General features: G+C 72.5%; 20 protein-coding genes. 5 read left to right on the top strand and 15 right to left on the bottom strand.

Features of this window, described 5'->3' with window-relative positions:
* Nucleotides 1-10: 10 nt before the first annotated feature.
* From ribD to DRV84_RS11405, 4 genes are all read right to left on the bottom strand, one after another.
* Nucleotides 11-1,111, bottom strand: coding sequence for a bifunctional diaminohydroxyphosphoribosylaminopyrimidine deaminase/5-amino-6-(5-phosphoribosylamino)uracil reductase RibD (gene ribD / locus DRV84_RS11420; RefSeq protein ID WP_239995060.1), 1,101 nt, complete (start codon nt 1,109-1,111; stop codon nt 11-13).
* Nucleotides 1,108-1,581, bottom strand: coding sequence for a transcriptional regulator NrdR (nrdR, locus tag DRV84_RS11415; RefSeq protein WP_115980732.1), 474 nt, complete (start codon nt 1,579-1,581; stop codon nt 1,108-1,110). The genes ribD and nrdR overlap by 4 nt, the downstream gene beginning before the upstream one ends.
* Before the next feature lie 144 nt (nt 1,582-1,725).
* Nucleotides 1,726-2,133 (bottom strand): secondary thiamine-phosphate synthase enzyme YjbQ, encoded by a 408-nt coding sequence (locus DRV84_RS11410; RefSeq protein ID WP_115980729.1) that lies wholly within the window; start codon nt 2,131-2,133, stop codon nt 1,726-1,728.
* Between the two features lie 43 nt (nt 2,134-2,176).
* Nucleotides 2,177-2,602, bottom strand: a complete 426-nt coding sequence (locus tag DRV84_RS11405; RefSeq protein ID WP_147298858.1) for a hypothetical protein — start codon at nt 2,600-2,602, stop codon at nt 2,177-2,179.
* A gap of 117 nt (nt 2,603-2,719) precedes the next feature.
* On the opposite strand from DRV84_RS11405, the gene DRV84_RS11400 reads away from it, so the two are divergent.
* The gene (locus DRV84_RS11400; protein WP_115980724.1) at nt 2,720-2,923 is read left to right on the top strand and encodes a dodecin family protein; all 204 of its coding nucleotides are present in this window, start codon (nt 2,720-2,722) and stop codon (nt 2,921-2,923) included.
* 53 nt (nt 2,924-2,976) lie between these two features.
* Here DRV84_RS11400 and DRV84_RS11395 read toward each other — a convergent pair whose 3' ends face one another.
* The 8 genes from DRV84_RS11395 to DRV84_RS11360 form a co-directional block, all read right to left on the bottom strand.
* Entirely contained in the window at nt 2,977-3,444 is a 468-nt protein-coding gene (locus tag DRV84_RS11395) for a YbjN domain-containing protein (RefSeq protein WP_115980721.1), read from the bottom strand.
* A 98-nt stretch (nt 3,445-3,542) separates the two neighbouring features.
* Complete coding sequence (gene rpoD / locus DRV84_RS11390; protein WP_115980718.1) at nt 3,543-5,531, bottom strand: RNA polymerase sigma factor RpoD; 1,989 nt, start codon at nt 5,529-5,531, stop codon at nt 3,543-3,545.
* Between the two features lie 109 nt (nt 5,532-5,640).
* Entirely contained in the window at nt 5,641-7,581 is a 1,941-nt protein-coding gene (gene dnaG / locus DRV84_RS11385) for a DNA primase (protein ID WP_115980715.1), read from the bottom strand.
* Nucleotides 7,582-7,626: 45 nt separating this feature from the next.
* A complete protein-coding gene (locus DRV84_RS11380) occupies nt 7,627-7,935 on the bottom strand; it encodes a hypothetical protein (RefSeq protein ID WP_147298857.1) in 309 nt (102 codons plus the stop codon).
* 25 nt (nt 7,936-7,960) lie between these two features.
* On the bottom strand, nt 7,961-8,533 hold the full coding sequence (locus DRV84_RS11375; RefSeq protein WP_115980709.1) for a sarcosine oxidase subunit gamma: 573 nt from the start codon (nt 8,531-8,533) through the stop codon (nt 7,961-7,963).
* Complete coding sequence (locus tag DRV84_RS11370; RefSeq protein WP_115980706.1) at nt 8,526-11,462, bottom strand: sarcosine oxidase subunit alpha family protein; 2,937 nt, start codon at nt 11,460-11,462, stop codon at nt 8,526-8,528. The genes DRV84_RS11375 and DRV84_RS11370 overlap by 8 nt, the downstream gene beginning before the upstream one ends.
* The gene (locus DRV84_RS11365; protein ID WP_115980703.1) at nt 11,459-11,737 is read right to left on the bottom strand and encodes a sarcosine oxidase subunit delta; all 279 of its coding nucleotides are present in this window, start codon (nt 11,735-11,737) and stop codon (nt 11,459-11,461) included. Before DRV84_RS11365 ends, DRV84_RS11370 begins: the two co-directional genes overlap by 4 nt.
* A 126-nt stretch (nt 11,738-11,863) precedes the next feature.
* Entirely contained in the window at nt 11,864-13,117 is a 1,254-nt protein-coding gene (locus DRV84_RS11360) for a sarcosine oxidase subunit beta family protein (protein ID WP_115980700.1), read from the bottom strand.
* A gap of 675 nt (nt 13,118-13,792) precedes the next feature.
* Here DRV84_RS11360 and DRV84_RS11355 point away from each other — a divergent pair.
* The gene (locus DRV84_RS11355; protein WP_115980697.1) at nt 13,793-14,269 is read left to right on the top strand and encodes a hypothetical protein; all 477 of its coding nucleotides are present in this window, start codon (nt 13,793-13,795) and stop codon (nt 14,267-14,269) included.
* A gap of 460 nt (nt 14,270-14,729) precedes the next feature.
* On the opposite strand, the gene DRV84_RS11350 is transcribed toward DRV84_RS11355, so the two are convergent.
* Nucleotides 14,730-16,163 (bottom strand): Glu/Leu/Phe/Val family dehydrogenase, encoded by a 1,434-nt coding sequence (locus tag DRV84_RS11350; protein ID WP_115980695.1) that lies wholly within the window; start codon nt 16,161-16,163, stop codon nt 14,730-14,732.
* A gap of 384 nt (nt 16,164-16,547) precedes the next feature.
* On the opposite strand from DRV84_RS11350, the gene DRV84_RS11345 reads away from it, so the two are divergent.
* Genes DRV84_RS11345 through DRV84_RS11335 form a run of 3 tightly spaced genes read left to right on the top strand, consistent with a single transcriptional unit; the run spans nt 16,548 to nt 19,332 of the window.
* Nucleotides 16,548-18,239 (top strand): TadE/TadG family type IV pilus assembly protein, encoded by a 1,692-nt coding sequence (locus tag DRV84_RS11345; RefSeq protein ID WP_158547801.1) that lies wholly within the window; start codon nt 16,548-16,550, stop codon nt 18,237-18,239.
* Nucleotides 18,236-18,772 (top strand): TadE/TadG family type IV pilus assembly protein, encoded by a 537-nt coding sequence (locus DRV84_RS11340; protein ID WP_115980690.1) that lies wholly within the window; start codon nt 18,236-18,238, stop codon nt 18,770-18,772. The genes DRV84_RS11345 and DRV84_RS11340 overlap by 4 nt, the downstream gene beginning before the upstream one ends.
* Entirely contained in the window at nt 18,769-19,332 is a 564-nt protein-coding gene (locus tag DRV84_RS11335; RefSeq protein WP_115980688.1) for a TadE/TadG family type IV pilus assembly protein, read from the top strand. The genes DRV84_RS11340 and DRV84_RS11335 overlap by 4 nt, the downstream gene beginning before the upstream one ends.
* 3 nt (nt 19,333-19,335) lie before the next feature.
* Here DRV84_RS11335 and DRV84_RS11330 read toward each other — a convergent pair whose 3' ends face one another.
* Both DRV84_RS11330 and DRV84_RS11325 read right to left on the bottom strand, forming a co-directional pair.
* Nucleotides 19,336-19,821, bottom strand: a complete 486-nt coding sequence (locus DRV84_RS11330; protein WP_115980685.1) for a hypothetical protein — start codon at nt 19,819-19,821, stop codon at nt 19,336-19,338.
* Nucleotides 19,822-20,097: 276 nt separating this feature from the next.
* On the bottom strand, nt 20,098-21,192 hold the full coding sequence (locus DRV84_RS11325) for a PA0069 family radical SAM protein (RefSeq protein WP_115980801.1): 1,095 nt from the start codon (nt 21,190-21,192) through the stop codon (nt 20,098-20,100).
* Nucleotides 21,193-21,232: the final 40 nt, after the last annotated feature.

The raw sequence follows: 21,232 nt of genomic DNA, 5'->3' as shown, positions 1-21,232 counted from the left end.
CAGCGCCCCCTCAGCCCCGGCGCCAGCGGTGCAGCACGTCGCCGCCGAGCGCCCGCGTCTCCGCGAGCCGGAAGCGCGGCGCCTCCGCGAGCCGCGCGAGGCCCAGCGCGCCGAGCGCCGGCCGCCCCTCCGCGCCGAGGGCGAGCCCGGCGCTCATCACCACAAGTTCGTCCACGAGGTCCGCGCCGAGGAGCGTCGCGGCGAGCGCGCCGCCCCCTTCGCAGAACACCCGCGTCAGCCCCGCCGCGCCGAGCGCCTGCAGCACGCCCGCCGGGTCGAGCCCGCCGCCGACCGCCTCCGGACAGGGCAGGAGCCGCGCACCGAGGCCCTCCCAGGCGGCGCGGGTCTCGCGGTCCGCCTCGGGCCCGTGGCAGAGCCAGACGGGCACCTCCCGCGCCGTCCGCGCGAGCTGTCCCATCAGCGGCAGGTCGAGCCGGCGCGAGACGGCGACGCGCACGGGCTGGTGCGCGATGCCGAGCCCGCGCACGGTGAGCGAGGGATCGTCGGCCCGCGCGGTGCCCGCGCCCACCATCACCGCGTCGTGGCGCGCGCGCAGCGCATGCACCTCGCGCCGCGCGGCCGGGCCGGTGATCCACTGGCTCTCGCCCGTGGCGGTCGCGATGCGCCCGTCGAGCGTCAGGGCGAGCTTCAGCGTCACGCGGGGCCGGCCCTCCGCGAGCCGCAGGAAGAAGCCCGCATGATCCTCGGCGGCCTCCTCGGCCAGCACGCCCGTCGTCACCGCGACGCCCGCGCGGCGCAGCCGGTCGAAGCCCTGCCCCGCGACGCGCGGATCGCTGTCGGCGAACGGCGCGACGACGCGGCCGACGCCGGCGGCGGCCAGCGCGTCGGCGCAGGGGGGCGTGCGCCCGTGGTGGGCGCAGGGCTCCAGCGTGACATATGCGGTCGCGCCCCGGGCCGCGGCGCCGGCCCGGGCGAGGGCCTCGGTCTCGGCGTGCGGGCGCCCACCCGGCTGCGTCCAGCCGCGCCCGACCACGCGGCCCTCCTTGACGATCACGCAGCCCACCGCCGGGTTGGGCCAGACGCGGCCCTGCCCCCGGCGGCCGAGCGTCAGCGCCACCCGCATCCAGCGGGCGTCGTCGGCCCCGGTCATTCGCCCGGGTCCACCGGCGACCGGGGGCGCAGTTCGGAGACGAAGTCCTCGAAGTCCTCGACCGCCTGGAAGTTCTTGTAGACGGAGGCGAAGCGCACGTAGGCCACGGTATCGATCCGGGCGAGGCTCTCCATGACGATCTCGCCGATGGTCTTGGAGGGGATGTCCGTGTCGCCGAGGCTCTCGAGGCGGCGCACGATGCCCGAGATCATCTGATCGACGCGCTCCGGCTCGACCGGGCGTTTCTGCAGCGCGATGCGGATCGACCGCTCGAGCTTGTCGCGGTCGAAATCCTCGCGCCGGCCGTTGGACTTGACCACGACGAGGTCGCGCAGCTGCACGCGCTCGTAGGTGGTGAAGCGCCCGCCGCAGGCCGGGCAGAACCGCCGGCGCCGGATCGCGACGTGATCCTCCGCGGGCCGGGAATCCTTCACCTGCGTGTCGACATTGCCGCAGAATGGACAGCGCATCGCGGTCCCCCATCGCTCTCGCCGGGCCGGGCACCGGGCCGGACGCTAGCAGTATAGGGCGACCGCGATATCGCGGGTAGCCCCAAATCGCGGCAACAAGATATTCACGCCCGCGGGGTGCGGCCTGCGTGCCGCACCGATGCCTCAGGGCAAGAGATGCGCGGCGACGCGGCGGCGGTGGGGCGCGTCGCGGTGCTCCACGAGGTAGATGCCCTGCCAGGTGCCGAGCACGGGCCGGCCCTCGGCCACGGGGATCGACAGCGAGACGGGCAGGAGCGCGGCGCGCAGGTGCGCGGGCATGTCGTCCGGGCCCTCGACCGTGTGGCGCAACCAGCGCATCGACGGGTCGTCGGCGCGCGGCGCGATCCGTTCCAGAAAGCCCTGAAGGTCGCGGCGCACGTCTGGGTCGGCGTTCTCCTGCACGAGGAGCGAGCAGGAGGTGTGGCGCACGAAGAGCGTCAAGAGCCCCGAGCCGGTCGTCCAGCCGGTGACCTCGCGCGTGATCTCGTAGAGGCCCGGGCCGGTCGTGGCGACGATGAACTCGGTCTGCATGACCGCGATCCTGACCGCCGCCGCGCCCCGGCGCAAGGCAGCGTCACGGGTCCCAGGTGTCGCCCCGCCCGGGCTGGTCCACGGCGCAGAAGGCGTCCGCCGTGGAGACGCTGTAGGTCTCTCCCGCCTCGCGCACGATGGCGAAGCCGCGGGCCGTGGTCTCGGGCCGCGCCTCGCGCGACATCAGGCGGAAGCGCGTGGCATCGCGCTGCGCGTCGGTCTCGGCGGGTCCGCGCGGCGCGGTGATCACCAGCCGGTCCGACGCGCCGCCGGAAAGCTCGGCGCGGGCGTAATCCGCGGCGGCGCACCAGATCTGCGTCGGCCCCGCGCCGCGCGACTGGATCACCTCGAAGGTCGCGGGCTCGGGCAGCGCGGTCACCTCGAGCCCGTTCTCCGCGCGGAAGGCCTGCGCGGCGGGCGCGATCAGGGACAGGGCGAGCGCGGCGAGCATGGTTTGCTTACGTGCCATGATCCGATGATAGCCGCGTGCCCCGGCGGCTCAACTCACAATCCCGCCATCACCGCGGGGAACGCAGGCAGGCCGCGCACGTTGGCCCCCTGCAATGGCAACCGACAGGAGGACGACATGAGCGTCGCACGCGTCACCGAGATTTCCGCCACCTCGCAACACAGCTTCGACGACGCGGTGAAACAGGGCATCACGCGCGCCAACGAGTCGCTGCGCAACGTCAAGAGCGCCTGGATCAAGGACAGCAACGTCGAGGTCGAGAACGGCGACGTTGCCGGCTACCGGGTCAACATGGAAGTGACCTTCGTGCTCGATCAGTGAGCCGTCCCGCGGCCGGCCGGTGCCCGAAGCCGGGACGCGCCGACCGGCCGCCTCTACCAGTCGATCAGATCGTGGAAATCCGCCACGGCGACGCCCCACATGCGCAGGACTTCCGCGAAGGCCGCGCGGGGTACGCCGCCCTTGGCCTCGACGTAGTAATCGATGTAGGCGGCACCGTCCTCGGCGACGTAGGTCCGCCCGACGAGCTTGTCGCGGTTCCAGTCGTTGACCTCGGCAAGCGTCAGGGGAACGGTGAGATCGTAACCCGACGAGAAGTGCAACGCCTCGCAGCGCGTCCCGTCCGTCCGGCACCCGTAGAACCAGATGGTGTAATCCGCGCCCTCGATCGAACTGCGGATCTTCGGATCGCCGGTCGTGTCGGTTTCGAGCGCCGCGCGATAACCGAGGTCCTGTATCGCCTGCACCACGGACCGGGGAAACGCGGGATCGACCATCTGCGCCGCCGCGATCGACGGCGCCATGGTCACGAGGCACACCAGCCCGGTTCTGACGCAGCGCATGAGACGCTCCCTTTCACGTTTCGGCGCGAGCGTAGGGCGTCCCGCGCGACCGGGAAAGCGCGCATAAGTTGCCCGCACGGCGCGACGGCGCGCGCCGCTCACTGATCCAGGAAGCTCCGCAGCTTGCGCGAGCGGGAGGGGTGCTTGAGCTTGCGCAGCGCCTTCGCCTCGATCTGGCGGATGCGCTCGCGGGTGACGGAGAACTGCTGGCCCACCTCCTCGAGGGTGTGGTCGGTGTTCATGCCGATGCCGAAGCGCATGCGCAGCACCCGCTCCTCGCGGGGCGTCAGGCTGGCGAGCACGCGGGTCGTCGTATCGCGCAGGTTGTCCTGAATGGCGGCATCCAGCGGCAGGACCGCGTTCTTGTCCTCGATGAAATCGCCGAGCTGGCTGTCCTCCTCGTCGCCGATGGGCGTCTCGAGCGAGATCGGCTCCTTGGCGATCTTCATCACCTTGCGGACCTTCTCGAGCGGCATCTGCAGCTTCTCGGCGAGTTCCTCGGGCGTGGGTTCGCGGCCGATCTCGTGCAGCATCTGGCGCGAGGTGCGCACCAGCTTGTTGATCGTCTCGATCATGTGCACGGGGATGCGGATGGTGCGCGCCTGATCGGCGATCGAGCGGGTGATCGCCTGCCGGATCCACCAGGTGGCGTAGGTCGAGAACTTGTAGCCGCGGCGATACTCGAACTTGTCCACGGCCTTCATCAGGCCGATGTTGCCCTCCTGGATGAGGTCGAGGAACTGCAGGCCGCGGTTCGTGTATTTCTTGGCGATGGAAATCACGAGGCGGAGGTTGGCCTCGACCATCTCCTTCTTGGCCTGGCGGGCCTCCTTCTCGCCCTTCTGAACCTGCGCGACGATGCGGCGGAACTCGGAGATGTCGAGGCCGACGTACTGCCCGACCTGCGCCATCTCGGCGCGCAGTTCCTCCACCTTGCCGGCGGAGCGTTCGCAGAAGGTCTGCCAGCCGCGGCCCGGCTTCTCGCGCATGCGGTCGAGCCACGCCGGGTCGAGCTCCGAGCCGCGGTAGGCTTCGACGAAGTCCTTGCGGTTGATGCGCGCCTGATCGGCGAGCTTCACCATGGCGCCGTCGATGCCCATGATCCGGCGGTTGATGCCGTAGAGCTGATCGATCAGCGCCTCAATGCGGTTGTTGTGCAGGTGCAGCGAGTTGACGAGCTCGACGATCTCCGCGCGCAGCGCCTGATAGGTCGCCTCCTGATCGGCGGTGAAGGAGCCGTCCTCGTTCAGCGTGGCCGAGATGCGCGCGTCCTGCATGTCGGAGAGGCGCGCGAAATCCTCTGCGATGCGGTCGAGCGTCTCGAGCACGCGGGGCTTGAGCGCGGCCTCCATCGCGGCGAGCGACATGTTGCCCTGTTCGTCGTCGTCCTCGTCGTCGTCGCGCTGGATCGGGTTGCCGTCGGCGTCGTACTCGGGCTCGCGCGCCTCTTTCTTCTCGCCCGTCTCGGCCGGGGCCTCGGGCTGCACGACGGGCTCCTCGGCCTCGCCGTCGCCGAGCTGATTGCCGAAGGTCGTCTCGAGGTCGATCACGTCGCGCAGGAGGATCTCCTCGGCGAGAAGCTCGTCGCGCCAGATGGTGATCGCCTGGAAGGTCAGCGGGCTCTCGCAGAGGCCCGCGATCATGGTGTTGCGGCCGGCCTCGATCCGCTTGGCGATGGCGATCTCGCCCTCGCGCGACAGAAGCTCGACCGAGCCCATCTCGCGCAGGTACATGCGCACGGGATCGTCCGTGCGGTCGAGCTTCTCGGACTCGGAGGAGGCGACGGCGACGTCCTTGGACGTGGAGGCCTCGACGAGTTCGGTGGAGCCCTTGTCCTCCTCCTCGACCTCTTCCTCCTCGATGATGTTGATGCCCATCTCCGAGAGCATCGACATCACGTCCTCGATCTGCTCCGAGGAGACCTGATCCGGCGGCAGCACCGAGTTCAGCTGATCGTAGGTGATGTAGCCGCGTTCGCGCGCCTGCGTGATCATCTTCTTGACCGCGGCCTGGCTCATGTCGAGCGTCAGGGCGGTCTCGTGATCCTGCTCTTCGGTCTTGCGGTCCTCGGTGTCCTTGGCGGCCATTCAGGTCTCCTGGCTGTCAGGGCGAGTCGGTTGGCACGAATCGTTAGCGCGGGTAAGTGATTCGGACAGCCGCCGCCCTCATTTTTCCGGAATCTGTATTCTTGCGGCCTCAGCGATCCGAGTCGCCGAGCCCGAGTTCCTCCAGCATCTTCGCCATGGCCTCGCGCTCGCGCCGGTCGATTCGCGCGCCGTTCTCGGCGACCTCGTAATCGGCGCGGTCCTCCTGCATGGCCTGCGCCGCCTTCTGGCGGGCCTCGGCCGCGTCGCGCAGGCGCCATGTCAGCGTCTCGCTCGCCAGACCGGCGATGTCTTCCTCCGCCTCGCTCAATTCCATCCGGTGGCCCCGTTCCGCCTCGAGCCGGTCGAGCGCCCCGGTCACGGCCTGCCGGGCCGCGTCGCGATCCGCCGGCCGGCGGCGGAACGGCATGACCGCCAGATGGTCCAGCCCGTCGAGACGTTCAAGAGGCTCCGTCCCCAAAACTTGGGCGACACGATCGCGCAACGCCTCCGGCGCCTCGTCCGCGTGCGCGAGGATCAGCTCGGCGAGCGCGGCGGCGCCGGGCTCCGACCATTCCAGCGCCTCCAGCCGCGGCTCGACCTCCAGCGCGAGCGCGGGGTGCAGGAGAAGCGCCGAGAGAATCACCGATTCGGCGAGCCGCTCGCCCCCCGGCCCCTCCGCCGCGGCGGCGAGCGCCGAGCGTTGCGTCGTGGGCCGCGGCTGCGCCTCGGGCGGCGGGCCGCGCCGCGCGCCCTGCCCCTTCGGGCGCGCGCGGAAGAGCTGGTAGCGCTTCTCGCGGATCGCCTCGCCGTAGTGGCGGCGCAGGCCCGCATCCTCGATCTTGCCGAGTTCGGCGCGCAGCTTGGCGTCGAGCGCCGCGCGCCGCTCGGGGCTGTCGAGCACCCGGCCCTCGGTCTCGCGGCGCCAGAGCAGATCGACCATGGGCAGCGCGTCGTCGATCAGCTTCTGCAGCGCCCCCGCGCCGCCCGCGCGCAGGAGGTCGTCCGGGTCCTGCCCCGGCGGCATCAGCACGAAGCGCAGCCCCTTGCCCGCGCGCAGCTTCGGCAGCGTCAGGTCGATCAGCCGGTAGGCCGCGCCGATCCCCGCCCGGTCGCCGTCGAGCGCGACGAGCGGCTCGTCGGCCATGCGCCAGAGAAGATCCAGCTGATCGCCGGTGACCGCCGTGCCGAGCGGCGCGACCGCCGCCTCGAAGCCCGCGCGCACCAAGGCGATAACGTCCATGTAGCCCTCGGCCACGATCAGCGGCTGGCCCTTGCCGGCCGCCTCGCGCGCGGGGCCGTGGTTGTAGAGGCTGCGGGACTTGTCGAAGAGCGGCGTCGCCGGCGAGTTGAGGTATTTCGCCCGCGCGTCAGCGCGCATCGCCCGCCCGCCGAGGCCGATCGCGCGCCCCTGCGCGTCCCGGATCGGAAAGACGATGCGGCCGCGGAAGCGGTCGTAGGCCGCGCTGCCGTCGTCAGGCTCCGCGGCGAGGCCCGCCTCGACGATCAGCCGGTCCTCGACGCCCTTGGCGCGCAGCGCCTCGAAGAGCCCGCGCCGCGCCTCCGGCGCGAAGCCGATCTCGAACCGCGCGAGCGCCGCCTCGTCGAGCCCGCGCCGCGCGAGGTAGTCGCGCGCCTCCCCCGCCGCCGCGGTCGAAAGCTGCATGCGGTAGTGGCGCACCGCCGCCTCCATCGCCTCGCGCAGGCGGGTGAGGTGATCGGCCTTCTCCTGCGCTTGCGGGTCGCGGGCGGGCATTTGCATCCCGGCCTCGCGGGCGAGGATCTCCACCGCCTCCATGAAGTCGGCGTTCTCCGTCTCGCGGACGAAGGAGATGGCGTCGCCCTTCGCGTGGCAGCCGAAGCAGTAGTAGAAGCCCTTGCGGTCGTCGACGTGGAAGCTCGCCGTCTTTTCCTGATGGAAGGGGCACGGCGCCCACATGTCGCCCTTGGCCTGGTTGGACTTCCGGGTGTCCCACATGACCTTGCGCCCCACCACCTGCGCGAGGCTCAGGCGGCTGCGCAACTCGTCGAGAAATCCGGGGGGCAGGCTCATGCCTCCTATATCGGGTGCGCGGGGCCGCCTGTCCAGTTCCCGCGCTCACTCCATCGCCGCGCCCTGTTCGAGGCATTGCGCGACGAAGGCGGCGCGGATCTCCTCGGGCGCCAGCGCGTCGGCGGGCAGCGTCCAGACCCAGGCGGCGATCTGCGGCGCGAGCGCGGCGAGCGCGGGGGCCTCGGTGCCGGCCGCGATCTCGGCGGCCGCCTCGGCTTCGCCCGCCTCGGCGCGGCGCAATTCGGCCGCGTCGGCGGCCATGGCGGCGCTCTCTTCGCAGAGCGCGCGCAACCCGTCTGCCGGGGCCGCGGCGGCGGGCAGGCAGAGAGCGAGAGCAAGAGCGATGAGACGCATGGGCAGGCTCCTTTCGCGGCCGGGCCTACCCGTCCGGCGCCCCGGTTTCGAGCCCGCGCCGCGCCGCGACACGCTCCATCGCCGTCTGCAACTCGTGCACGAGCGTCCCGGCCATGGAGCGGAAGGCCATGATCCGCAGCCGCTCGGGCCCGGTGCGCGTGATGCTGACGCTCATGTGGCCCAGGAGCGTGCGCGCCGTCGCCCCCTCGGCGAAGACATGGGCGCGCAGGTCCACCGGCACCAGCCGCGCGAGCGCCTCCGGCCCGTCCTCGCCCGACAGGTCCACCACCGCCCAGGCGTCCGACTGATCGGTGAGCGCGGCCGCTTCGGCGAGCGCGGGTTCGGGCGCGGGGCCCACCAGCATCGCCTGATCCATGCCGGTCCAGATCACCGCCGCCCCGTCGCCGAGATGCGCCGTGCCGGGATCGGGCCAGCCCACCCCGTGCGCCGCGTGGAGCGCCGCGTCGAGCGCCCCGGCCTGCCCCGGCCCCGGCATCAGCGAAGTGATCCGCCCCGGGTCCACCTCCTCCAGCCACATCGCGCCCGCGCGCAGCGGCAGCAGCCCCGCGCAGGGTGTCGTCGCCCTCAGCTCAGCCACGCAGACGCCCTCCCTCCGGGTCGAATTGAACGGGCTCCTGCACGGTCGCGCGCACGCGCGTGCCGCGCAGGTGATCCACGAGGACCACCGTCTCGCCGTGCCGCGCGCGCCCGTCGCGCAGGAAGCCGAGCGCGAGCCACCCGCCGAAGGCCACCGAGGGCGCGACGGAGGTGACGTAGCCCTGATCGTTCTCGCGCACCGCCTCCGCGCCCTCGGCGAAGACATGCGCGCCGGCGCTCATCGCCGCGCCCTCCTCGACCGGGCGGAAGCCCACGAGCTGCTCGCGCTCGGGCCCCGAGAGCCCCTCGCGCGAGGCGGCGGCCTTGCCGATGCAGTCGGTCTTGGCGCTCACCATCCGCCCCATGCCGATGTCGAAGGCGGTGGTGCGGCCGTGGATCTCGGCATGGGTGATGAAGCCCTTCTCGACGCGCAGCGCGTTCAGCGCCTCCATCCCGTAGGGCCCGCCGCCCAGCGCCTCGGCCCGCGTCGCCAGCTCTTCGAAAAGCGCGGCGCCGTAGCGCGCCGGCAGCGCGATCTCGTAGCCCTCCTCGCCCGAAAAGGAGATGCGGAAGAGCCGCCCCTCGATCCCCTGCACCGTGACCGGCCCGCAGGACATGAAGGGCCAGGCGCTCTTGTCGAGCCCGCCGTCGATCAGCCCGTCGAGAAGCTCGGCCGATTTCGGCCCGGCGACGGCGAACTGCGCCCACTGCTCGGTCACCGAGATGAGCCGCACGTCCCACGCGGGGCAGAGGCCCTGACGCACCCATTCGAGATGGGCCATCACCTCCCCGGCGGCGGCGGTCGTGGTGGTGGTGACGAAGTGATCCTCGCCGAAGCGCGCGGTGGTGCCGTCGTCCATGACGTGCCCGTCCTCGCGCAGCATCAGCCCGTAGCGCACGCGCCCCGGCTTCAGCGTCGAGAAGGTGTTGGCGTAGACGAAATCGAGAAACCGCGCCGCGTCCGCCCCCTGCACGTCGATCTTGCCGAGGGTCGAGACGTCGGCGACGCCCACCGCCGCGCGCACCATGCGCGCCTCGCGCCGGCAGGCGGCCTCCCAGTCCTCGTCGCCTTGGGGGAAATAGCTCGGCCGGTACCAGAGCCCCGCCTCGACCATCGGCGCGCCGCGCGCGCGGCTCGCCGCATGGCTCGTGGTGTGGCGCACCGGCGCGAAGCCCTCGCCCTGCGCGCCCGCGCCCATGGCCGCGATCGAGACCGGCACATAGGGCGGGCGGAAGGTCGTCGTCCCCGTCTCGGGGATGCTGCGCCCGGTCGCGTCGGCCAGAACGGCCAGGGCCGCGACGTTGGAGTTCTTGCCCTGATCGGGCGCCATCCCTTGCGTCGTGTAGCGCTTCATGTGCTCGACGGAGCGGTAGTTCTCCCGCGCGGCGAGCTTGACGTCCTTCACCGTCACGTCGTTCTGGAAATCGAGCCAGGCGCGACCCTTGCCCTCCACCGCCCAGAGCGGGCGCAGGCGGTAGGGCGCGTCCTCGGCCTCCGGCACCTCCGCCGCCGGCGCCTGCCGCCCGAGATCGGCGAGCGCCTCCCGTGCGGCCCGCGCCCCCGCCTCGAGGCAGCCGCGCGTGGAAAAGACCCCGGCGCAGGCGCCCGCGGGCGTGAGCCCGGGCACCGCGCCCTCCGCCGGGACGAAGGCCGCGATCTCCTCGTTCCAGACGGGGCGGCCGTTCATGTGACAGGTCAGATGCACCGTCGGGTTCCAGCCCCCCGAAACCGCGAGCGTGTCGGCGGCGAGGCGCTCCTCCCGCCCGTCCTCGAGCCGGAGCGAGACCGCCTCGACCCCCTGCCGCCCGCCGGCGGCGCCGGTGACCACCGCGCCGCGATGGGTCGGCACGCCGGGGACCTCCGGCGCGTCGGGGCGCGCGTCCACCATCGCCGCGACATGCACGCCCGCCGCGGCGAGGTCGCGCGCGGTGCGCTGCGCATCGTCGTTGTTGCCGAAGACGACCGCCGACCGCCCCGGCACCACGCCCCAGCGGTGCAGGTAGCTCCGCAGGGCGGAGGCCATCATCACCCCGGGCCGGTCGTTGCCGGCGAAGGCCACGGGCCGCTCCAGCGCGCCCGCCGCCAGCACCGCGCGCTTGGCCGAGATGCGCCAGAAGCACTCCCGCGGCAGCTCCGGCGCGGGGCTCGCGAGATGCCCGCTCACCCGCTCCAGCGCGCCATAGGTGCCCTGATCGTAGGCACCCGTGACGGTGGTGCGCGTCATCACCCGCACGTTGGGCATCGCCGCGAGCTCGGCCAGCGCCGTGGCGACCCAGACATGCGCGGGCTGGCCCGCCACCGTCTCGTCCTCCGACAGGAGCCGCCCGCCCGGCTCGACCCCCTCGTCGGCGAGGATCACCTCCGCCCCCGCGCGCCCCGCCGTCAGCGCAGCCATAAGCCCCGCGGGCCCCGCCCCGATCACCAGCAGATCGCAGAAGGCGAAGGCCTTCTCGTAAGGGTCGGGGTTGTGCTCGCCCGACAGCGCGCCGAGCCCCGCGGCCCGGCGGATCGCCGGCTCGTAGACCTTCTCCCAGAAACGGCGCGGCCACATGAAGGTCTTGTAGTAGAACCCCGCGCCGAGAACCGGCGCGAAAAGATCGTTGACCGCCATCACGTCGAAATCGACCAAGGGCCAGGCGTTCTGCCCGAAGGCCTCCAGCCCCGCGTGCACCTCCTGCACCGTGGCGCGCACGTTGGGCTCGCGCCCCGCGCCCCGGCCCACGGTCACGAGCGCGTTCGGCTCCTCCGATCCGGCGGTCATCACGCCGCGCGGGCGGTGATACTTGAAGCTCCGCCCCATCACGCGCACGCCCTGCGCCATCAGCGCCGCGGCGAGCGGCTCGCCCGCGCGGCCGCGCAGCTCGCGCCCGTCGAAGCGGAAGCGGACCTCCTCGGCGTCCCGGTTGCGCCCCTTGCCGGCGAGCCTCATGCCGCCCCCTTCCCGCGCGCGGCGTCCCGCGCGAGCGCCACCTCCGTCACCGCATGCGTGACCGTGTCCCGCGTCACCACGAGCCACGCGCCGCAGCCGGCGGCGTGCTGCCAGAGATCGCGCGTCTCGCCCGCGGGGTTGGCGCGGTTGTGCAGGTAGTCGTCCCACTCGGCCGACCAGTCCTCGGTCGCCGGCCGGTCGAGCGCCACCGCCGCCCCCTTGTAGCTGAACTCGCGCCGGTCGCGTTCGCCGCAGAGCGGGCACCTCAGCCGCATGACCGTCCTCCCGCATGCCCCGCGCGCGCCGCGCAGACGCCGCGCCGGTCCTTCTTCTTGGTCCAAATATCCCCGCCGGAGGCTCCCGGCGGCGCAGCCCGCACGCCGGTCCGCGGCCGCGCGCGCTCAGTGCAGGTTGTGCTGGGCACCGGTCCCCTCCTCGTCCATGAGCCCGCGCCCCGTCGCGAAGCGGTCCAGCCGGTAGCGCGCGGCGGGCGCGTGATGCCGGTCGGTCGCCATCAGATGCGCGAAGGAAAAGCCCGAGCCCGGCACCGCCTTGAAGCCGCCGTAACACCAGCCGCAGTTGAGATAGAGCCCCTCGACCGGCGCGCGGTCGATGATGGGCGAGCCGTCGGGCGTCATGTCCATGATCCCGCCCCAGGAGCGCAGGACCTTCGCCTTGCCGATCATCGGCATCAGCGTCATGCCGGCCTCCATCACGTGCTCGGCCATGGGCAGGTTCCCGCGCGCGGCGTAGGAGGCGTAGAAGTCCAGATCGCCGCCGAAGACGAGCCCGCCCTTGTCCGACTGGCTGATGTAGAAATGCCCCATGCCGAAGCTCACGACATGGTCGATCGCGGGCTTGAGACCTTCCGTCACGAAGGCCTGCAGGACGTGGCTCTCGATCGGCAGGCGCAGCCCCGCCATCGCCGCCACCTGGCTCGAGCGGCCGGCGACGACGACGCCCACCTTCTTCGCCCGGATCGCGCCGCGCGTGGTCTGCACGCCGGTGACGCGGCCCTGCTCGACGTCGATGCCCGTGACCGCGCAGTTCTGGATCAGGTCCACGTCGCGCGCGTCCGCGCCGCGCGCGTAGCCCCAGGCCACCGCGTCGTGGCGCGCCGTGCCGCCGCGCGGGTGGTAGAGCCCGCCGTAGATCGGGAAGCGCGTGTTCTCGAAGTCGAGATAGGGCAGATGCTGCCGCACCCCCTCGCGGTCCAGCAGGATCGCGTCGTCGCCCTGGTTCACCATGGCGTTGCCGCGCCGGGCGAAGGCGTCGCGCTGCCCGTCGGAGTGGAAGAGGTTGATGAGCCCGCGCTGGGAGTGCATCACGTTGAAGTTGAGCTCCTCCTCCATGCTCTCCCAGAGCTTGAGGGAGTGGGAGTAGAACTCCGAGTTGCCGGGCAGGAAGTAGTTGGCGCGCACGATGGTGGTGTTGCGGCCCACGTTGCCGCCGCCGAGATAGCCCTTCTCCAGCACGGCGACGTTGGTGATCCCGTGCTCCTTCGCGAGGTAATAGGCCGTGGCGAGGCCGTGCCCCCCGCCGCCGATGATCACCATGTCGTAGGCGCCCTTCGGGTCGGGATCGCGCCAGTGCGGGCGCCAGCCGCGGTTGCCCGTCAGCCCCTCCTTGATCACCTTCAGCCCAGAAAAGCGCATGATCCTCTCCCGTCGCCGGGGCGGACTGAAGCACCGCGCGCCGGGCTTGGCAATACGCCCGGCGGCGTGCGCGGGGCGATTTCCGACAGACTGCCCGCGCGGGCGGCGGACGTGGCGTCAAGCCGCTGGCCCAGTCGGGGCCCCTGGCCGGCGCGCGCCGCCCGGACAAGTATCCGCCGGGGAGCGGATGCGCGCCCGCGCCGCGCCGTCCGCGCGCCGAATGATCCGGCGGCCCCGACCCGGGCTGACATCGGAGCGCCGCGCGGCGCGCGGGCGCCATTCCTCGCCGCCTCAGTCCGGGGCGCCGCCGCGCGGCGTCCGTCACACGTCGGGCCGGCGGGCACCTCGCGCGCAAGACGCCTGCGGCGGGGCCGGAGACCACCTGCCCCTCCAGGATCGCCCACGGCGAGGGCACGTCCCCCGGGGACCGCGGGCCTGTCACGGCGGCAGCGCCTGCGCGCCGCGCGCGCAAGGCACAGCCGGCGCGGCAGGAGGCGACCCGTCCGGTCCGGATCGCCCGGCTTGGGGCACTGCCGCTACCGCCGCGCGCACCGTCGCGCTCCGGCGCGCCCGTGGCGCGGGGAACGCCCCGCCGTCCGGCGGCGTTTGCGGCACGTCAAGGCGGCGGCGCCCGCGTCGCCGCATCCTCGGGCGCGACAAGGAAAGGAGAGCCCGATGCCCGGCGCGATTCTCTGCCATTCCTTCACCGGCACGACCCTGACCCTCTGCGAGCGCCTCACGGGCGAGACCGGCGCGGCGCTCCACCGGATCGAGGCCGGCGGCCCCGGCCCCGGCGCGGTCGGCTACGCGGTCTGGGGCTTTCGCGCCGTCACGGGCCTCGGCGGCGCGCCCGAGGCGCCCCCCGCCGACGCTGCGGCCGAGGCACCTTGGGCCGTGCTCGCCGCGCCGGTCTGGATCGGGCGCGCGGCGCTGCCGCTCCGGCGCTGGCTCGAGCGCGCGCCGCCCCTGCCCGACCGCCTCGGCCTGATCCTGACGAGCGACTCGCCCCGCCACCCGGACCCGGCCTTCACCGAGCTCGGCCGCCTCGCCGGCGTCGAGGACGCGCCCCGCCTGCACCTGACCCGCAAGACCGTGGAGACCGGCGGCGGCGACGCCGAGATCGCCGCCTTCCGCGAGGCGCTCGGCGTCTGAGGCGCGACGGCCCAGCCGCCACCCGCGCCCGGCGCCCGAGCACCGCACCCCGGCCGGGACCTGCGCACAGCGCGTCGCTAACCCGCCCGCCGCAGCCAACGCATGCCATCTGCGGCGCGGCCGCCGTGCACACGGCCCTAGGGCGTGACGCGCCCACTGCGCGCGGCGCATCGCCCGTCGCCGGCAGGTGCTCGATCGCCTCACGCACAGCGACCACTATCCGCCACCTGCCGCGACGCGCGCTTTCCACCGGGAGGCAGGCTTCGACCCGCCAAGACGGCTCGCCCCGCCCGAGACACGCAGCCCGCCGCAGGCGACGCATCGACCGATCGACGCAAGGTCAGCCATGGACGGGCCGCCATCCACGACCAGCCCGCGCGCGACCCCGCCAGAGCCCGGCCCCCGCCGTCCAAGCCGGGCGTAGCGAGGAGGCCCGGGCGAGGGCCGACGAGCGCGCCGCTCAGAGCCCCTTGGCGGTGTAGCTCGCCGCGACCCGCTCGATCGCCACGAGATAGGCGGCGGTGCGCAGGTCCGGGACCTCCTCGCGCCCGTGCCAGACCTCGCGCATCGACTGGTAGGCGGTGCGCATCGTGTCGTCGAGGCCCGAGCGCACCAGCTCCAGCTCGTCCGCGCCGCGCAGGTACTTCGCCTTGAAGTCCGGCGAGAGGCTCCAGGCGTCGCCGAGCATGTGGTCGAGGCGCTCGAGCTCGCCGAGGATCAGCTCGTGGCGCGCCTCCTCCTGCCGGCGCTGGAGCCGGCCGAAGCGGATGTGCGAGAGGTTCTTGACCCATTCGAAATAGCTCACCGTGACGCCGCCGGCGTTGGCGTACATGTCGGGGATGATCACCGTGCCCTTGCGCCGCAGGATCTCGTCGGCGGCGGCCGTGACCGGGCCGTTCGCCGCCTCGATGATGAGCGGCGCCTTGATGCGCTCGGCGTTCTCGCGGTGGATCACCCCCTCGAGCGCGGCGGGAATGAGGATGTCGCAGTCCTCCTCCAGCACCGTCGCCCCCTCGGCGGTGTGCGTGGCGTCGGGAAAGCCGGAGACGCCGCCGTGGCGCAGGATCCAGTCGCGCACTGCGTGACAGTCGATCCCCTCGGGATTGTAGAGCGCCCCGTCGCGCTCGATGATGCCGACGAGCCGCGCGCCGTCCTCGCCGCAGAGGAAGCTCGCCGCGTGGTAGCCCACGTTGCCGAGGCCCTGCACGATCACGCGCTTGCCCTCGAGCCCGCCCGCGAGCCCGGCGGCGGCGACGTCCTCGGGGTGGCGGAAGAACTCGCGCAGGGCGTATTGCACGCCGCGGCCGGTCGCCTCCACCCGGCCCTCGATGCCGCCGCCGTTCAGAGGCTTGCCGGTGACGCAGGCGCGGGCGTTGATGTCGGTGGTGTGCATCCGGTTGTACTGGTCCGCGATCCACGCCATCTCGCGCTCGGAGGTGCCCATGTCGGGCGCGGGCACGTTCTGCGCCGGATTGACGAGGTCGCGCTTGATGAGCTCGTAGGCGAAGCGGCGCGTGATCTGCTCCATCTCGTGCTCGTCATACTCGCGCGGATCGACGCAGAGCCCGCCCTTGGAGCCGCCGAAGGGCGCCTCGACCAGCGCGCACTTGTAGGTCATCAGCGCGGCGAGGGCCTCCACCTCGTCCTGGTCCACGGCCAGCGCGAAGCGGATGCCGCCCTTGACCGGTTCCAGATGCTCGGAATGCACCGAGCGGTAGCCGGTGAAGGTATGGATGCGCCCGCGCAGGCGCACGCCGAAGCGCACTGTGTAGGTGGCGTTACAGACGCGGATCTTCTCCTCGAGCCCCGGCGCGAGGTCCATCAGCGCCACGGCGCGGTTGAACATCAGATCCACGCTCTCGCGGAATGTCGGCTCGGCGGCGGGCTGTCCCATGCGCTCCTCCCTCGTCTTGCGCGCGATTCGCCCCGAGCCTAGGCCGCGGGGCGGGGCGGGCGCGACGCTTTTCTTGTCCACACCCCGCGCGACGCGGCGGACGCGCGGCACCGGGTCCGGCCCGCGAACAATCGCGCGGGAGGGGCGGAACCAGTGACGCGCCGGCGACGACGGCACACGCGCGCCCGGGGTCGAGCCACAATTTCGCCCGTTTCCGGTGTCATTAACTTCAGGCGCGCAAGAGCAGCAACGCAGGGCGACGCTCACGCACGCCACGTCGGGGGGCGTGACAGGATCGGGGTGACGGAGATGGTCGGGACGCACGCACGAAGAGACCACAGCCCCCGCCGGGCGGTCGCGGCGTCGCGCCTTCTGACGCGGCGGATGCGCCGGTTCCGCCGCGGCGAGGACGGCGCGCTGGCGATCTGGTCCATCTTCATGGTGCTGATGATGCTCATGATGGCGGGCCTCGGGATCGACTTCATGATGAACGAGATGCGGCGCACCCAGCTTCAGGGTACGCTGGATCGCGCGGTGCTGGCGGCGGCCGATCTCGATCAGACGCTCGACCCGGAGGCGGTCGTGCAGGATTATTTCGACAAGGCAGGGCTCGGCGACGACCTTCTGGCGGTCGAGCCGGTGAGCGGGCTGAATTTCCGCACGGTGTCGGCGCAGGCGGTGACGCAGAGCGACCCGATCCTCCTGCAGCTCGCGGGCGTCGAGCGGCTGACCGCGCCGGCCTCCGGCACCGCCGAGGAGGTGATCCCCAACACCGAGATTTCGCTCGTCCTCGATATTTCGGGCTCCATGCGCTGGTCCGAGCGGATGGCCCGGCTGAAGCCCGCGGCGCAGGATTTCATCTCGACGGTGCTCGAGGACGACGCGGCGCGCACCACCTCGGTCAACGTCGTGCCCTACGCCGGACAGACGAACCCGGGGCGGGTGATGTTCGATTATCTCGCGGGGCAGCGCTACGCCGCGAGCGGGGGAGACTACTTCCCCGAGTGGCCGCAGGACATCTCCAACGTCGTCCTCCACTACGACCGGGACGGCGACGGCGCCATCGACTACGCCGCCAAGGTCGACGGCTTTCCCGACGCCGATCAGGCGAGCCACCGCGGCAACGACCTCGACGCCTTCTTCGGCCTGGTCACGGATTTCGTGGCGCGCCGGAGCGCCGAAATCGACTCGGCGACGGTGCCGCAGGGCGCCTCGATCCGCGGCGGAGAGAAGGAGGCCGCGTTTTTCGCCTATGCCGCGGACGAGAACGGCCCGCGTCCCGACGCGGGGCCGACCGAGAACACCGGCAGCGGGCCCGACCTCGAGCTTGCCTACAGCGATTTCGACGCCGCGGCGATGCCGGACCCGGCCTCCTGCCTCGAGATGCGCGCGGGCGACTTCGACGACCTGGGCCTGCCGCCCGCCGGCCGGCCGCAGGTCCCGCATTTCATGTTCTGGCCGATCGCGGCGGACGTCATGGACTGGGGCTGGTGCCCGGAGGACGACACCCGCATCCAGTACGCGCAGAACGACGCGGCAGCGCTGAACGGCTTCATCGGCGACATGCGCATGCACGACGGCACCGGCACGCACTACGCCATGAAATGGGCGCTGGCGCTGCTCGATCCCGCCACGCGGCCGGCCTTCGCGCAGCTGAACGCCGCCGGGCAGGTGCCCGACGGCTTCGACGACCGCCCTTCGGACTGGAACGCCGAGGGCTGGCGCAAGGTGATCGTCCTGATGACCGACGGGCAGATCACCCCGCAGGTCCGCCCGAGCGACCCGCTCGACGTCACGAACGCCACTGTCGAGCTGCAGAACCAGCCCGGCGAGGCACGCACGGAGATCACCGGGGAATCGACCAACGTGCAGAGCTTCTACGACCAGTGCGATCTGGCGAAGGCCAACGGCGTGACCGTCTACACCATCGCCTTCGAGGCCCCGTCCGACGCACAGCGCCAGATGCGCACCTGCGCCTCCTCGCCGTCGCACTACTTCAACGTCGAGGGCCTCGAGATCGCCGACGCCTTCGACGCCATCGCGCACCAGATCAACCAGCTGAGGCTGACGCAATGATCCGTCGCGGCGCGCAGCGGCTCGGCCGGTTCGCCCGGCGCGAGGACGGGAACCCCACGATCGAGTTCGTGATCTGGTTCCCGTTCCTCTTCTTCTTCATGTACGCCTCCTTCGAGCTCAGCCTGATGACCATGCGCCACGCCATGCTGGAACGCGGCCTCGACATCGCCGTGCGCGAGATCCGTCTCGGCACCGGCGAGGTGCCGCAGCACGACGACATCAAGGCCGCGGTCTGCGAAAACGCGATCGTCATGCCGGGCTGCGACGAGAACCTGCAGCTGGAAATGCGGCCCACGGACATGCGGGACTGGCGCGCGTTGCCGACCCGGCCCGATTGCACCGACCGCTCCGAGGAAGCGCGCCCGCTCCGCGAGTTCACCCCGGGCACCGCGAACGAACTGATGCTGCTGCGCGCCTGCCTGAAGGTGCAGCCCCTCTCCCCCGCGAGCTGGCTGATCGACTACATGCAGACCGACGGGGCGGGCGACGTCTCGATCATCGTGACCTCGGCCTTCGTTCAGGAGCCGCGATGAGACGCGCCCTGCACCGCATCCTCCGCCGTCCCCTCGCGCGCTTCGCGCGGCGCGAAACCGCGAGCCTGACGGTCGAGGTGATGATCATGTTCCCGGTCCTTCTGTGGGCCTTCGCCGGAACCTTCGTCTTCTTCGACATGTTCCGCGAAAACTCCGTGAGCGAGAAGGCCGCCTACACGGTCGGCGACATGCTCTCGCGCGAGACCGACGCGATCACGCCCACCTACATGGACAACACGCTCACGCTCTTCAGCACGCTGAGCGGCATTCCCGCGGAGAACATCGGGCTGCGCGTCTCCGTGATCCGCTGGGACGGCGACGACGAGGTCTACGACCTGCGCTGGTCGCAGGCGCGGGGGGGCGCCACGGCGCTCGATGCCGACGAGGTGGAGACCTGGGAGGACGTGCTGCCCATCATGGTCGACGACGAGCAGATCATCCTCGTCGAGACCTTCTCGCGCTACACGCCCTTCCTGGACGTTGGCCTCGGGACGATGACGCTCGACACCTTCGTCTACACCCGGCCCCGCTTCGCGCCGCAACTCGTCTGGGAGGGCTGAGCCTCAGCCGCGCCGCATGGCGAGGCGCACCTGGATCGCGTCGGCCATCGCCCGCGCCGGCCCGCGCGGCGTCAGCCCGCCGATGCCGACGCGGCGCCCCGTGCGCCACCAGAGCCCCGGCCGCCACGCCCGCGACGCCGGCGCCGAGAGCTTCAGCAGGAACCCGTTCGACGGCTTGAAGGCGAACATGCCACGGTCGATCGCCTCGATCTCGTCGAAGGCGGCGATCACCGTGCCGTCGGACGCGCGCAACCCTGCGTCGGTCAGCTCGACCGCCTGCCCGGTCGCGCGCCAGATACGCGCGGCCCCCCAGAGCGCCAGCGCCCCGAAGCCGAGCAGGAACCCGTGCCAGAGCGGCGCGGCCGGCGGCGCGACGACCGCGAGCCAGAGCACGATCGCCCCGAGCGCGCCGACGAGGGCCGTCCCCACGACGCGCCGCGCTGGTGCCGGCTGCAGCGCCAGAATCACATCGTCCGCCCCGTCCGTCATCCGCGCCCTCCGCTTTGCACGGCGCGGCGATAGCGCACCGCGCCGCCTCTGGCGAGAGCGCAGGCGCGGCTTCGGGTCCGCGACGGCGCAGCCTGCCCGCCGTCACGGGCGCGGCTACCCTCGGGGCGCCGCCCTCCTGCCGACGAGCCACCCAATCGGTCCTGCGCCACACCGGCCTCACCCGCCGGACCCCGCGCCGCCCGCAGTCGCCGCGCCGGCATGTGCCCTCCGATGGGTGCACGCGCCGGCCTCACGCCGGCCGGGCGCCCCGGCCGCCTACAGAAGCCGCATCTGCGCAGGGCCCGCGGTGAGCGGCGCGAAACGGTCCGTGCGGAGCGGCGGCAGGCGCTCGGCGAGCCCCGCGCGCCGCGCCGCCGCGGCGAAGCGCTGCGCCGTGAGCTCGGCATGGACCCCTTCGCCGCGCATCCGTCGGCCCCAGTCGGCGCGGTAGTCCTGCCCGCCGTGCATCTCGCGCAGGCGCGCCATGACGCGGCCCGCGCGATCGGGGCGGTGCTCGGCCAGCCACTCCCGCCAGAGGGGCGCGACCTCGCGCGGGAGGCGCAGCATCACCCAGCTCGCCGCCACCGCGCCCGCCCCGGCGGCGGCCTCGAGGATCGCGTCAATCTCATGGTCGGTGAGCCCCGGCACCACCGGCGCGAGCATGACGCGCACCTCCACGCCCGCCGCGGCGAGCCGCCGGATCGTGGCGAGGCGGCGGGCGGGCGAGGGCCCGCGCGGCTCCATCCGCCGGGAGAGATCGGCGTCGAGCGTCGTCAGCGAAATCGCGACCCGCGCGATCCCGCGCGCCGCCATCCGCGCGAGGATGTCGGCGTCGCGCTCCACCAGCGTGCCCTTGGTCACCACGCCCACGGGGTGGCCCGCCGCCTCCAGCACCTCGAGACAGGCGCGGGTCAGGCCGCGCGCCCGCTCCACCGGCTGATAGGGGTCCGTCGCCGTGCCGAGAGCGAGCGGCGCAGGCCGGTAGCGGGACCGCGCGAGCTCCCGCGCGAGGACCTCGGCGATGTTCGGCCGCGCGACGAGCTTCGTCTCGAAGTCGAGGCCGGGCGAGTGGCCGAGATAGGCGTGCGTCGGCCGCGCGAAGCAGTAGATGCAGCCGTGCTCGCAGCCGCGATAGGGGTTGAGCGCGCGGTCGAAGGGCACGTCGGGGGAAGTATTGCGAACGATCGCGCTGCGCGCCCGCTCTTCGGTCACAATGGTCCGCAGCGGCGGCGCGTCCGTCTCCGCCATGCCCCAGCCGTCGTCCACCGCCTCGCGCACCGCGTCGAAGCGCCCGGGCCGCGCGCTCGCCGCGCCGCGCCCGCGCCGGCGCGCCGGGTCGACGTGGTGGGGGCGGGACGGGTCGAACACCATGGCGCCAATATAGAACATAAAGCGAACACCCGCAACGCCT

The sequence above is a fragment of the Rhodosalinus sediminis genome, assembly GCF_003385555.1.
Lineage (GTDB): Bacteria > Pseudomonadota > Alphaproteobacteria > Rhodobacterales > Rhodobacteraceae > Rhodosalinus > Rhodosalinus sediminis.
This window is presented reverse-complemented; position numbering and strand designations above follow the sequence as displayed.

Coding starts and splice junctions, on each gene's coding strand:
- DRV84_RS11365 (WP_115980703.1), bottom strand. CDS start 11,737: ATGCGGCTGAGGTGCCCGCTCTGCGGCGAACGCGACCGGCGCGAGTTC.
- DRV84_RS11330 (WP_115980685.1), bottom strand. CDS start 19,821: ATGACGGACGGGGCGGACGATGTGATTCTGGCGCTGCAGCCGGCACCA.
- DRV84_RS11400 (WP_115980724.1), top strand. CDS start 2,720: ATGAGCGTCGCACGCGTCACCGAGATTTCCGCCACCTCGCAACACAGC.
- DRV84_RS11340 (WP_115980690.1), top strand. CDS start 18,236: ATGATCCGTCGCGGCGCGCAGCGGCTCGGCCGGTTCGCCCGGCGCGAG.
- DRV84_RS11325 (WP_115980801.1), bottom strand. CDS start 21,192: ATGGTGTTCGACCCGTCCCGCCCCCACCACGTCGACCCGGCGCGCCGG.
- nrdR (WP_115980732.1), bottom strand. CDS start 1,581: ATGCGCTGTCCATTCTGCGGCAATGTCGACACGCAGGTGAAGGATTCC.
- DRV84_RS11380 (WP_147298857.1), bottom strand. CDS start 7,935: ATGCGTCTCATCGCTCTTGCTCTCGCTCTCTGCCTGCCCGCCGCCGCG.
- DRV84_RS11345 (WP_158547801.1), top strand. CDS start 16,548: ATGCGCCGGTTCCGCCGCGGCGAGGACGGCGCGCTGGCGATCTGGTCC.
- DRV84_RS11370 (WP_115980706.1), bottom strand. CDS start 11,462: ATGAGGCTCGCCGGCAAGGGGCGCAACCGGGACGCCGAGGAGGTCCGC.
- DRV84_RS11335 (WP_115980688.1), top strand. CDS start 18,769: ATGAGACGCGCCCTGCACCGCATCCTCCGCCGTCCCCTCGCGCGCTTC.
- DRV84_RS11405 (WP_147298858.1), bottom strand. CDS start 2,602: ATGGCACGTAAGCAAACCATGCTCGCCGCGCTCGCCCTGTCCCTGATC.
- DRV84_RS11395 (WP_115980721.1), bottom strand. CDS start 3,444: ATGCGCTGCGTCAGAACCGGGCTGGTGTGCCTCGTGACCATGGCGCCG.
- DRV84_RS11350 (WP_115980695.1), bottom strand. CDS start 16,163: ATGGGACAGCCCGCCGCCGAGCCGACATTCCGCGAGAGCGTGGATCTG.
- dnaG (WP_115980715.1), bottom strand. CDS start 7,581: ATGAGCCTGCCCCCCGGATTTCTCGACGAGTTGCGCAGCCGCCTGAGC.
- rpoD (WP_115980718.1), bottom strand. CDS start 5,531: ATGGCCGCCAAGGACACCGAGGACCGCAAGACCGAAGAGCAGGATCAC.
- DRV84_RS11355 (WP_115980697.1), top strand. CDS start 13,793: ATGCCCGGCGCGATTCTCTGCCATTCCTTCACCGGCACGACCCTGACC.
- ribD (WP_239995060.1), bottom strand. CDS start 1,111: ATGACCGGGGCCGACGACGCCCGCTGGATGCGGGTGGCGCTGACGCTC.
- DRV84_RS11360 (WP_115980700.1), bottom strand. CDS start 13,117: ATGCGCTTTTCTGGGCTGAAGGTGATCAAGGAGGGGCTGACGGGCAAC.
- DRV84_RS11410 (WP_115980729.1), bottom strand. CDS start 2,133: ATGCAGACCGAGTTCATCGTCGCCACGACCGGCCCGGGCCTCTACGAG.